General features: G+C 70.0%; 9 protein-coding genes. 4 read left to right on the top strand and 5 right to left on the bottom strand.

Going from position 1 to position 12,310, the window contains the following annotated elements; all coding sequences use genetic code 11:
• Window positions 1–7: 7 nt before the first annotated feature.
• On the bottom strand, window positions 8–1,219 hold the full coding sequence (locus SLUN_RS29235; protein WP_108154998.1) for an AI-2E family transporter: 1,212 nt from the start codon (window positions 1,217–1,219) through the stop codon (window positions 8–10).
• Window positions 1,220–1,574: 355 nt separating this feature from the next.
• Window positions 1,575–1,769 (bottom strand): DUF3046 domain-containing protein, encoded by a 195-nt coding sequence (locus SLUN_RS29230; protein ID WP_108152963.1) that lies wholly within the window; start codon window positions 1,767–1,769, stop codon window positions 1,575–1,577.
• A gap of 78 nt (window positions 1,770–1,847) precedes the next feature.
• Between SLUN_RS29230 and SLUN_RS29225 the strand changes: the two genes are divergently transcribed.
• Window positions 1,848–2,783 carry a hypothetical protein gene (locus SLUN_RS29225; protein ID WP_108152962.1) on the top strand — a complete coding sequence of 312 codons (936 nt, stop codon included), beginning with the start codon at window positions 1,848–1,850 and terminating at the stop codon, window positions 2,781–2,783.
• A 64-nt stretch (window positions 2,784–2,847) separates the two neighbouring features.
• Here the strand turns inward: SLUN_RS29225 and SLUN_RS29220 are convergent, their stop codons facing one another.
• A complete protein-coding gene (locus SLUN_RS29220) occupies window positions 2,848–4,707 on the bottom strand; it encodes a TIR domain-containing protein (protein WP_108152961.1) in 1,860 nt (619 codons plus the stop codon).
• Between the two features lie 259 nt (window positions 4,708–4,966).
• Here SLUN_RS29220 and SLUN_RS29215 point away from each other — a divergent pair, with 259 nt between their 5' ends.
• From SLUN_RS29215 to SLUN_RS29205, 3 genes are all read left to right on the top strand, one after another.
• On the top strand, window positions 4,967–9,592 hold the full coding sequence (locus tag SLUN_RS29215) for an ATP-dependent helicase (RefSeq protein WP_108152960.1): 4,626 nt from the start codon (window positions 4,967–4,969) through the stop codon (window positions 9,590–9,592).
• Window positions 9,593–9,692: 100 nt separating this feature from the next.
• The gene (locus tag SLUN_RS29210) at window positions 9,693–10,523 is read left to right on the top strand and encodes a DNA-formamidopyrimidine glycosylase family protein (RefSeq protein WP_108152959.1); all 831 of its coding nucleotides are present in this window, start codon (window positions 9,693–9,695) and stop codon (window positions 10,521–10,523) included.
• A gap of 36 nt (window positions 10,524–10,559) precedes the next feature.
• The gene (locus SLUN_RS29205) at window positions 10,560–11,333 is read left to right on the top strand and encodes an SDR family NAD(P)-dependent oxidoreductase (RefSeq protein ID WP_108154997.1); all 774 of its coding nucleotides are present in this window, start codon (window positions 10,560–10,562) and stop codon (window positions 11,331–11,333) included.
• Here the strand turns inward: SLUN_RS29205 and SLUN_RS29200 are convergent.
• Both SLUN_RS29200 and SLUN_RS29195 read right to left on the bottom strand, forming a co-directional pair.
• Window positions 11,281–11,520 carry a hypothetical protein gene (locus SLUN_RS29200; RefSeq protein WP_108152958.1) on the bottom strand — a complete coding sequence of 80 codons (240 nt, stop codon included), beginning with the start codon at window positions 11,518–11,520 and terminating at the stop codon, window positions 11,281–11,283. The genes SLUN_RS29205 and SLUN_RS29200 overlap by 53 nt on opposite strands.
• A gap of 209 nt (window positions 11,521–11,729) precedes the next feature.
• Entirely contained in the window at window positions 11,730–12,200 is a 471-nt protein-coding gene (locus SLUN_RS29195; protein ID WP_108152957.1) for a Dps family protein, read from the bottom strand.
• Between the last annotated feature and the right edge of the window lie 110 nt (window positions 12,201–12,310).

The following is a 12,310-nucleotide window of genomic DNA, read 5'->3' as shown; positions in this document are numbered from 1 at the left end:
ACATGCCTCAAGGCCGGTCGTCGGTCTCCGCACCGGCGTCCGGCCCGCCCTCGCCGGAGTCACGCCCGCCCTTCCCGGCGTCCGGTGCGCTCTCGTCGACGGCCGAGCCGTTGCGGCCCTTGTGCAGGGCGCGCCGCATCCGCCTGACCGCTCTGCCGTCGCGCAGCCGGTGGCCGTGGACACGCGGGTCGTCGGTCACCGCGTACCGCTTCACATACGCGCCGAGGAACGCCTGGAGCGTCGCGACCGCCGGGATCGCGATCAGCGCGCCGACCGCCCCCAGCAGCGCGGTGCCCGCGACGACCGAACCGAAGGCCACCGCGGGGTGGATGTCGACGGTCTTTGCGGTGAGCTTGGGCTGCAGCACATAGTTCTCGAACTGCTGGTAGATCACGACGAACCCGAGCACCCAGAGCGCGTACCAGGGATTGACGGTGAATGCGATCAGCATCGGCAGCGCGCCCGCAAGATACGTGCCGATGGTCGGGATGAACTGCGAGACCAGACCGACCCAGACCGCGAGCGCCGGAGCATACGGCACACCCAGGATCTCCAGCAGGACGTAGTGCGCGACACCGGAGATCAGTGCCATCAGGCCGCGCGAGTAGAGATAGCCGCCGGTCTTGTCGACCGCGATCTCCCAGGCGCGCAGCGCCTCGGCCTGCTTGGCCGGCGGGAGTACGGAGCAGATCGCACGCCGCAGCCGGGGCCCGTCGGCCGCGAAGTAGAACGAGAAAAGGAAGATCGTCAGCAGCTTGAACAGTCCGCCGAGGACGGTGGCCGAGATGTCGAGCACCCCGCTCGCACTGTTCTGGACATACCTCCGCAGCCAGTCGGAGCGCAGCAGACTGTCCTGAACCTCAACCCGGGAGAGCTCGGTGTTGAAGGTGCTGTTGATCCAGCGGATCACCGAGTCGAGGTACTGGGGGAAGTCCTCGACCATGTCGATGATCTGGCCCGCCAGCATCGAGCCCAGCATGACGACGAAGCCGGCGCCCGCGGCCAGTACGGCGAAGACGACCAGGAAGGTGGCGAGGCCGCGGCGCATGCCGCGCGCCGCCATCCGGCCGACCGCGGGCTCGATCGCCAGCGCCAGGAAGAAGGCGATGAGGATATTGATCAGCAGGCCGATGAGCTGGTGGAAGGCCCAACTGCCGAGCTGGAAGCAGGCGATGAGCGCCAGCGCGAGCACCATGGCGCGCGGCAGCCAGCGGGGCATCCGGCCGGGACCGCCTGGGCCGCCCTCCGGCGCGGAGGGCGGAATGGCGGGCGGAGTGGTGTCCTGAGCGCTCATGTCCTCGGCGGCCGCGCCCGCGGCAGGTCTGCCGTGAGGGGGCACGCCCTCAGTGGTCGCATCCTGGGCGGTCACGTCCGGAGGAGTCAGGTCCGGGTCGGTCTTGTCGGTCGGGGCCACGGAGCCAGTGTCGCCTACCGCCGCCGCGGGTGATCGTCCGCCCCTGTTCCCCGGTTACACCGCCCGCGACGCCGACGGCGTCCCCACCGACTCGCGGCTCGACCCCGGGTCCGAATCACGCCTGGCCCACCGCACGCATCAGTGACGGCTCGCTGCCGGCTCACCGCTTCTCGGCGGGGACGCCGGCCGCGGCACAGACCCCGCGCCACACGTCCTTCGCCTCCCAGCCCGCAGCCAGCGCCTCATGGACCGTACGCCCGCCAAGCTCGGCCATCACATGGTCGCGCGCGAAGGAATCGGCGTACGCCTGACCGAAGTGGTCTGCCATCCGCTCCCAGAAAATCGTCAACCGCATAACGCCATTATCCCGCCCCCGGGGGTGCGGCCCATCCGTCGCGCATGCCGAAAGCCCTTTCCGCTCTACGGTCTGAACATGGCTGGAACTGGAGCAACCCCCGCGCCTCCGCTCGCGTCCCCTCTCGCCCGCGCCGAGCACTTCATCTGGCTGACGGCCCGGGTGCTGGAACAGCGGCGGTTCGCGTACCACTTCATGGGCGGCGGCTCGGACACCGTCGAGACGGCGCTGGCCGCTTACCTCAACGAGGACGGCGGCTACGGCCACGCCCTCGAACCCGACCTGCGCGGCCCGGTCAGCCAGCCGCTGCACACCGCACACGCCCTGCGCGTCCTCGACTCCATCGGTCGGTGCGGCGGACTGCGCGTGGAGCGGATGTGCCGCTATCTCACGGAGGTGTCCACGCGCGACGGGGCGCTGCCCGCGATCCACCCCTCCCAGCGGGGATACCCGGCCGCGCCCTTCATCCCGATCGTCGACGACCCTCCGAGCGAGCTGCTCGCGACCGGGCCGGTCGTCGGTCTGCTGCATCGCAATCAGGTGTGGCACGCCTGGCTGTTCCGGGCGACGGACTTCTGCTGGGCCGCCGTCGACGCTCTGGAGAAGTCCCATCCGTACGAGATCGAGGCCACGGTGGCCTTCCTGGACGGTGCCCCTGACCGCTCGCGCGCCGAGGCCGCGGCGGACCGGCTCGGCCGGCTGGTGCGCGAGCAGCACCTGGCAGTGCTGGACCCGGAGCGGCTCGACAAGTACCCGGTCGCGCCCGGCTATGCGCCGGGCGAGCATCATTTCCCGCACGACTACGCCCGCGAGCCGGAGTCCCTCGCCCGCCGCTGGTTCACGGACGAGGAGATGGCGCGCTCGCTCGACCATCTCGCGGACGAGCAGCGCGAGGACGGCGGCTGGCCTGTCAACTGGCGCCAGTGGGCACCGGGGACGGCCCTGGAGGCGCGGCCGATCGTGACGATCGAGGCACTGCGGACGCTACGGGCGCACGGCCGCGCCATCGACTGACGCGACCCGGCGCCGTCAATGCGCGCCGCCGACTGCGGCTTCAGAGCCGGTCGATCGCGGTCGGTCAGTCGAGCCACAACTCGTACACATAGATTCCACCCACCGAGTCATCGTCCAGCGGACCGATCTTCTTCGCCCGGAACTGGAATCCCTGCTCCTTCAGGATCTGCTCGTACAGAGAACGTGACAGCTTGAAGTCACCCTGCTTGGCCAGGCCGGATTCAAGTGCGGCAGATTCCAGTCTGATCAATTCTCGATGCGCATGAGCCTGCTCGTCCTCGCCACGACTATCATGCTCGGCAGCGCGAGCAGCAGCGAATTCAATGATGTGCCCGTGATAAACGCGCAATGCCGCCTGCCAGGCTTCCATGTCGCCCGGATCGTATTCCGGCAAGAACTCATCACCGACGATGATCCGGCCGCCCGGCGCCAGATTGTTCTTGACGTTCTCGAAATAGCGACTCTTGTCTTCCAGCTTGATGTGATGGTCCGCGAAGGAGGAGAAAATGAACTGGAAGCGACCACCTTGCCCACCCTCTCGATAGGTGCGACTGTCGGCATTCACCGCGACAGCGTTCGACCGGTTGCGCAGATTGCGCTCAAGTTTATTGCTGCACGCAAAGTCGATCTCGACCGCCACGCAGTCGACCTCGGGCTCATTCGCGAGACGGCGAGTGAAGATCCCCGTCCCGGCACCGAGTTCCAGCGCCTGACTGCGCTCGGGATCGCGCGAATACCTGCGGCCGCGCCGAGCACGGAAGACAGCCAGCATCTCGGCCATCATCTCGACATAGTAGGCATGTCGCTCTTCGAATTCATCATAGTCGTCGATCGCGATGTACAGCGACATCTCTGCCGTTTTGAGCATGAGCGGTGAAAGCTTCCAGTCTTCGAAGATCTGCTTGCTTGCGGTCAGTACTTTCCCCCGATCGTCCGGGACGATCGGGCGCGACACGGCAACAATCCTGTCCAATACGCGTTCGTGATCGACAACTTCGTCGACGTCGGCAGAGAAGCGTATAACCTTCTCGCCGAGGGGGCCAGCGTAGCTGCCCAGAACTCGGTCACCGTCCGCCTCGATGATCGAAAAATCCTTGCCGAAGGCACTGAATTTCGCCACCAAGTGCTCATAGCTGATGGCATACACTCGATAAATTCCGGCGTAATACGTCAGCGTCTCGAACATACGATGAAAATCGCCGGACGACGTGAATGCGAAAACTCGAACGCTTTCCGGTTGAGCCGATTCGTTGATTACCCTCCCGACCCCTTGCTGCCAGAATAATTCCTCCTGGTCCACAAGGGCCAGCGCCTTGACTCGGGCACGCAACACGTTCTGGGCAGATATCAGATAGAAAGGATACTGGGTGGCCGGCACCATGTACTGCGAACCGCCGCCGATCGACTGGAGCTGGTTTCCCATTTCGCGTAACGACTGACTGACAATGTGCTGAAAACACCTGTTTCCCTGAAAGTCGAGGTTCGCGCGAATCTGCTGAGCCGTGCTCTGCACCTCCTCAAGACCCTCGGTGAACTCCCGAGGGGCAGGCGGCAGAAAGTTCAGCGTCTTGATCAGATCACCCCACGGCGCCGAGTGCCGACGGAAATCAAACCCATGCAACGGATCGAGCCGTGACGGCCGGGACGTCACTTCGAAGCGAAGCGGGAACACCGGGACACCGACGCCCAGGGCATAAGCCCACTCCGACGCCACCTCTTCGGAGGTGCGCGCCGCCTCGGTAAGAATCACGAGAGTCGCCTGCGACGACCTGATCAGCCGGAACAGTTCGGTACGCCATTCCTGACCGGCCTGCAGAGCATCCTGGTCGACAACGACGTCGAAGCGGGCCGACCTCAGCTGCCGAATGACTCGCTCCGCATACAACTTATCGACGTGACTGTACGAGATGAAGACTCGACCCATCGCCCCTCCATACCTACAAGGCCAGCACGAGAACTTTAGCAAGATCCAATCTTGTTCCGGGAGTATCCAGAATTAAACTCAGCTCCGTGTGTGCAAATTTCTTGGCCACGGCACTCCGATGGTTGGACCGTCGCATTCCATCCCATAAAGGACCGTGGGCCGCCTGCCCTCACGGAGAAGGAGCTGGTTTTCCACAGCGCGGGGGCTCGCCAGGGCCGCGGAATCCGCGTTGTCAGTGGCGCGGTGCACGATGGGGTGCATGACGGCTTCAGCGCTCGGCTCCTTCTCCCCCGCGACCCGGAGCTGGTTCACGGGGGCCTTCAGCGCGCCCACCGCCGCGCAGGAAGGGGCCTGGCAGGCCATCGGGGAGGGCTCGGACGTGCTGGTCGTGGCCCCGACGGGCTCGGGCAAGACCCTGGCCGCGTTCCTCGCCGCGCTGGACCGCCTCGCCTCCGTGCCCCCGCCCGCGGATGCCAGGATGCGCTGCCGAGTGCTGTACGTATCCCCGCTCAAGGCCCTCGCGGTCGATGTCGAGCGCAATCTCCGCAGCCCGCTCACCGGGATCCGGCAGGAGTCGGTGCGGCTCGGGCTGCCCGAGCCGGAGGTGCGGGTCGGTATCCGCTCGGGCGACACCCCGGCCGCCGAGCGGCGGTCGCTGGCCACCAAGCCGCCGGACATCCTGATCACCACCCCCGAGTCACTGTTCCTGATGCTGACGTCGGCCGCCCGGGACGCGCTGGCGGGCATCGAGACGGTGATCCTGGACGAGGTGCACGCCGTCGCGGGGACGAAGCGGGGCGCCCATCTCGCCGTATCGCTGGAGCGTCTCGACGAGCTGTTGCCGCGCCCTGCCCGGCGGATCGGCCTGTCGGCGACGGTGCGGCCGGTGGACGAGGTGGCCCGCTATCTGTCGCCGCAGCGCAGAGTGGAGATCGTCCAGCCGCGCTCGGACAAGGAGTTCGACCTGTCGGTGGTCGTACCGGTCGAGGATCTGGGCGAGCTCGGCGGCTCACCCGCGTCCGAGACCTCGGCGGACAGTGCCGAGAAACCCTCGATCTGGCCGCATGTCGAGGAGCGCATCGCCGATCTCGTCCAGGCGCACCGCTCCACGATCGTCTTCGCCAACTCCCGCCGCCTGGCCGAGCGGTTGTGCAACCGCCTCAACGAGATCGCGTACGAACGTGCCACGGGTCAGCCGATGCCCGACGGCGCGCCACCGGCCGAGATCATGGCGCAGTCCGGGGCGGCGCAGGGCGCCCCGCCCCTCCTTGCCCGCGCGCACCACGGCTCGGTCTCCAAGGAGCAGCGGGCCCTGGTCGAGGAGGACCTGAAGGCGGGCAGACTGCCCGCCGTCGTGGCCACCTCCAGCCTGGAGCTGGGCATCGACATGGGCGCGGTCGACCTGGTGGTCCAGGTCGAGTCGCCGCCGTCCGTCGCCTCCGGTCTGCAGCGGGTCGGCCGCGCCGGACACCAGGTGGGCGCGGTCTCGACCGGTGTCGTCTTCCCCAAGTACCGGGGCGATCTGGTGCAGGCGGCCGTGGTCACCGAGCGGATGCGCACCGGCTCCATCGAAGCGCTGCGCATCCCGTCCAACCCGCTGGACGTGCTGGCCCAGCAGCTGGTCGCCATGGTCGCCCTCGACACCTGGCAGGTCGACGATCTGCTGGCCCTGGCGCGCCGGGCGGCGCCCTTCGCCTCACTCCCCGAGTCGGCCTTCACCGCTGTCCTCGACATGCTCGCCGGACGCTATCCCTCCGACGCCTTCGCCGAACTGCGCCCGCGCGTGGTCTGGGACCGCGTCGCGGGCACGGTCACGGGCCGCCCGGGTGCGCAGCGCCTCGCCGTCACCTCCGGCGGCACGATCCCCGACCGCGGCCTCTTCGGCGTATTCCTCGCGGGAGCCGACCCCAAGAAGGGCGGCGGCCGGGTCGGCGAGCTCGACGAGGAGATGGTGTACGAGTCCCGGGTGGGCGATGTCTTCACCCTGGGCACCACCACCTGGCGGATCGAGGACATCACCCGCGACCGCGTGCTGGTCTCCCCCGCCCCCGGGGTGCCCGGCCGGCTGCCCTTCTGGAAGGGCGACCAGCTGGGCCGGCCACTGGAGTTGGGGCGAGCGGTGGGCGCGTTCCTCCGCGAGGTCGGCGGCCTCACCACCGAGGACGCCCGTCTCCGCCTGCTGGCCGCCGGTCTTGACGCCTGGGCCGCCGACAATGTCCTGGCCTATCTCGACGAGCAGCGCCGGGCCTGCGGTCATGTCCCCGACGACCGGACGATCCTGGTCGAGCGCTTCCGGGACGAGCTGGGCGACTGGCGGGTGGTGATCCACTCCCCCTTCGGGGCCCAGGTGCACGCGCCGTGGGCGCTGGCGCTCGGTGCGCGGCTCGCCGAGCGGTACGGCATGGACGCGCAGGTCATGCATGCCGACGACGGGATCGTACTGCGGCTGCCCGACGCGGATCTGATGGGTCTTGACCTCCTCGACCAGGATCCGGTTCATCTCGACACGACGTACGACAGCGAGCAGGCCCCGGTCGGCGCGGCGGACGCCGTCTTCGACAAGGGCGAGATCAATCAGATCGTCACCGACCAGGTGGGCGGCTCGGCGCTCTTCGCCTCCCGGTTCCGCGAGTGCGCGGCACGTGCGCTGCTGCTTCCCCGCCGCAACCCCGGCAAGCGCACTCCGCTCTGGCAGCAGCGTCAGCGCGCGGCCCAACTGCTGCAGGTGGCGAGCGAGTTCGGGTCGTTCCCGATCGTCCTCGAAGCGGTCCGCGAATGCCTCCAGGACGTCTTCGACGTCCCCGGGCTCACGGAGCTGATGGGTGACATCGAGTCCCGCCGGGTCCGGCTGGTCGAGGTCACCACCCCCGAGCCCTCGCCCTTCGCGCGGTCACTGCTCTTCGGCTACGTCGCCCAGTTCCTGTACGAGGGGGACTCGCCCCTCGCCGAGCGCCGCGCCGCCGCCCTCTCCCTGGACTCCCGTCTCCTCGCCGAGCTCCTCGGCCAGGCCGAGCTGCGGGAGCTGCTCGACGCCGACGTCCTCACGGAGCTGGAGAGGGAGCTGCAGTGGCTCACCGAGGACCGCCGGATCAAGGACGCGGAGGGTGTCGCCGATCTGCTGCGGATGCTCGGCCCGCTCACCGACGCGGAGTTGATCGAGCGCGGCGGCGATCCGCAGTGGCCGCAGGACCTGGCCGCATCGCGGCGGGCCATCCGGGTCCGGCTCGCGGGCGCCGAGCACTGGGCGGCGATCGAGGACGCGGGCCGGCTCCGGGACGCGCTGGGGACAGCGCTCCCGGTCGGCGTACCCGAGGCGTTCACCGAGCCGGTCAAGGACCCGCTCGGCGATCTCCTCGCCCGGTTCGCGCGTACGCACGGGCCCTTCACCTCGACCGAGGCGGCGTCCCGCTTCGGCCTGGGCACGGCCGTCACGGACGGCGCCCTGCACCGCCTCGCAGCGAACGGGCGCGTCGTGCAGGGCGAGTTCCACCCCTCCGGCATCGGCCAGGAGTGGTGCGACGCGACCGTACTGCGCCGGCTGCGCCGCCGCTCGCTGGCCGCCCTGCGCCATGAGCTGGAGCCGGTCCCGCCCGCCGCGCTCGCGACCTTCCTCCCGCAGTGGCAGCACATGGGCAGCAACAGCCTGCGCGGCATCGACGGCCTGGCCCGCGCCGTCGAACAGCTCCAGGGAGCCGCGGTCCCCGCCTCCGCCCTGGAGAAGCTGATCCTCCCGTCCCGCGTCTCCGGCTACACCCCCGCCCTCCTCGACGAACTGACCACGACGGGCGAGGTCGTGTGGGCCGGAGCGGGCTCGCTGCCCGGCAAGGACGGCTGGATCTCCCTCTACCTCACCGACGCCGCCCCGCTGCTCCTGCCGCAGCCCCACCCTCTGGAGCTCACCGCGCTCCACGAGTCCGTCCTCAGCGCGCTCTCCCCCGGCTACGGACTGTTCTTCCGCCAGATCACCGACCAGGTCCGGGCCACCACCCACCCCGACGCCACCGATCCCCAACTGGCCGACGCCGTCTGGGACCTGGCCTGGTCCGGCCGGCTCACCAACGACACTCTGGCCCCGCTCCGTTCGCTGCTCGGCTCGGGCCGCACCGCCGGTTCCACCGCCCACCGCGCCAAGCGCACGATCCCCCGCGGGCGGTACGGCAGCCTCACCGCGGCCGCCCGCCCCGCCTCCCGCACCGGACCGCCGACGGTGAGCGGCCGCTGGTCCCTGCTCCCCGCCCCCGAGCCCGACCCGACCCACCGGGCACACGCCCTGGCCCGCACGCTCCTGGACCGCCACGGGGTGGTGACCCGGGGCGCTGTGGCGGCCGAAGGCGTGGAAGGCGGTTTCTCCGCGACCTACCGCATCCTCTCCGCCTTCGAGGACAGCGGGCAGGCGCGCCGCGGCTATGTGGTGGAGGGGCTCGGCGCTGCCCAGTTCGCGATGGACGGCGCGGTCGACCGCCTCCGCGCGTCGGCAACGGCGAGGGACCGGGCCGATGAGCACACGGCGCCCCGTGCCGTGGTGCTGGCCGCCGCCGACCCCGCCAATGCGTACGGAGCAGCCCTGCCCTGGCCCGAGCCGCCGACGGACGCCGGCCACAAACCCGGCCGCAAGGCGGGCTCGCTGGTCGTCCTCGTCGACGGCGAGCTCACCCTGTACATGGAGCGCGGCGGCAAGACCTTGCTGGCCTGGGCGACCGACCCGGACTCCCCCGCCCTCCACGCTGCGGCCGAAGCCCTGGCCCAGGCCGCCCGAGCGGGCGCGCTCGGCACGGTCACGGTGGAGCGCGCCAACGGCATATCGGCGCTGACCTCCCCACTGGCCCGTGCCCTGGAGATCGCGGGCTTCCACGCCACCCCCAGGGGGCTGCGCCTGCGCCCCTGACGACGAGCCGCTGACACCTGCCCGGCCGGCAGGCCCTGACCGCGAGCATGGCCCCCCGTCCACCGGTCCCTGACCCGCCGCGTCCCGCATCATGGATGCCATGCCCGAAGGAGACACCGTCTGGCAGACCGCCCAGCGCCTGCACACCGCCCTCGCGGGGCACGCCCTGACGCGGTTCGACCTGCGCGTCCCGCGTTTCGCCACCGCGGACCTCACCGACCGGACCGTCCTGGACGTCACCCCGCGAGGCAAGCACGTCCTGACCCGTATCGAAGGCGGGCTCACCCTCCACTCCCACCTCCGTATGGACGGCTCCTGGCAGGTGTACGGCCCCGGTGAGCGCTGGCGCGGCGGCCCCACGCACCAGATCCGCGCCATCCTCGGCAACGCCGCACACACCGCCGTCGGCTACCGCCTGCCCGTCCTGGAACTGCTGCGTACCGCCGACGAGGAACAGGCCGTGGGGCACCTCGGCCCCGACCTGCTCGGCCCCGACTGGGATCCGGGCACCGCCCTGGCCAATCTGCTCGCCGACCCCGCCCGCCCCCTCGGCGAGGCCCTCATCGACCAGCGCAACCTCGCGGGCATCGGAAATGTCTACAAGTCGGAGCTCGCCTTCCTGGCCCGCGCGACCCCCTGGCTGCCCATCGGCGAGCTGCCCGCCGGCATCCCCGAACGGCTCGTCAGCACCGCCCACCGGCTCCTCGAAGCGAACAAGAACCGCCCCGACCGCCGCACCACGGCCACCGCCCGCGGCACCACCACCGGCCGTCAGCCCGGCCCCCGCCTCCATGTCTACGGTCGCGAGGGCCTGCCCTGCCTGCGCTGCGGCACCCCGGTCAGCAAGGCCGACCAGGGCGACGGCAGCCGCGAACGCCCCACCTACTGGTGCCCTCAATGCCAGTCAGGGCCCACCGCCCGCTCCCACTAGTTGACGATCCGTCAGATCTGGTCGTACCGTCCCGGCATGGCCCTCAAGGCGTACGACCTCACCGGCCGCACCGCGTTCGTCACCGGCGCGGCCAGCGGCATCGGCCGCGCCTCCGCCGTTCTCCTCGCCGAGGCGGGAGCCACCGTCCACTGCGCCGACCTCGACGAGAAGGGCCTCCACGACACCCGGACCCTCATCACCGACGCGGGCGGGTCCGCGTACACCCACACCCTCGACGTCAGCGACCGCGCCCAGCTCGCGTCCGCGATCGACCACACCGCGAGCACCGGCCGGCTGGACATCCTGGCCGCCATCGCCGGGATCATGCACAGCAGCCCGGTCCTGGAGACGCGGGACGAGGACCTCGACCGCGTACTCGCGGTCAACTTCAAGGGGATCCTGTACGCCTGCCAGGAGTCGGCCCGCGCGATGATCGCCGCCGGCACCCGCGGCTCCCTCATCACCATGGCCTCGGGCGCCGTCGACGCCGCCAATGCCGGTCTGCTCTGCTACAGCGTGGCCAAAGCGGCAGTCGTCCAGCTCACCAAGACCCTCGCGACCGAGCTCGGGCCGCACTCCATCCGTGTCAACGCCGTCGCCCCCGGCTGGATCCGCACCCCCATGACCGAACGCCACGACGCCGCGCTCCAGCACCAGGCCGAGGCGGCGATGGTCCGGATGTCCCCGCTCCGCCGCGTCGGCGAGCCTGAGGACATCGCCCATACGGTCCTTCACCTGGCGTCCGACGCGTCCTCGTTCACGACGGGCCAGATTCTGCGCCCGAACGGCGGCGTGGCGATGCCCTGGTGATCGCGCTGGAAGCCGTCACATGCACCGGCAGCAGGCTCAGCCCCCAGCCGCCCGCTGCCACCGCCCCCTCGACGAGTCCCGCCTGCTCCGGCACGAGGACCAGCCGCAGCACGGCCCACCACCACAGCCCGCCGGCGACGAGCCCAAGAGCGACCACCGGAACGAGGACCACCCCGCGTACTGCCATGGCTGCCTCCTCCGGCTCACGCTAGACCGGCGCGAACACCCGCCGGGAGGGCGCACGGGTTGCACATCCGGCGCACGGAACGGCTTGTCCCATCCCCACAGTGCGACGAGAAGCCGAAGTCCGCAGACCGGGGCAGGGTCCCCGGCAGCCTGCCAAGGCCGGCACAGCGATGGCCCCCGACCACGAAGACCGGGGGCGAACGAGTACTCCTAAGCGCTCTCCGCCTGGAACATCCACGCGTGCTTCTCCAGGTCGGCCGTGAGCCCGATCAGCACATCCTGGCTCACCGGATCCGGACCTCCGGTCACCTCGATCCGCTCCCGCATCCGTCCGATCACCGCGCCGAGCGCTTCCACCAGGATCTGTACGGCGTCCGTGTCCTTGACCCAGCCGTCCGGTACCGCCCCGATCGCGCTCTGCGCCGCCACCGTCGCGGCCCGCCCGTCCGGCGTCACCCCGATCGCCGACGCGCGCTCCGCCACCGTGTCGGAGTGCAGCCGCGCCGTGTCCACGACCTCGTCGAGCTGCAGATGTACGGACCTGAAGCGAGGGCCGACCACATTCCAGTGGACCTGCTTCGCCACCAGCGAGAGATCCACCAGATCCACGAGCGCGCCTCGCAGCGCATCGCCGACCGACTTGAGGTCCGCCTCGGACAGGGGGCTCTTCACGACAGACATCCATGGCCTCCACTCGGTTCGGTTCCGGTGTACCGCCCGTCCACCATGGCACAAACGCACCATCTCAGATATCCAGGCATAACTGAGCCCCGGTCGGCCACAGGGGCTCC

Origin of the sequence: Streptomyces lunaelactis, from assembly GCF_003054555.1 — a bacterium.
GTDB classification, from domain to species: domain Bacteria; phylum Actinomycetota; class Actinomycetes; order Streptomycetales; family Streptomycetaceae; genus Streptomyces; species Streptomyces lunaelactis.
The sequence above is the reverse complement of the archived record's forward strand: the minus strand, read 5'-3'. Positions and strand labels throughout refer to the sequence as shown.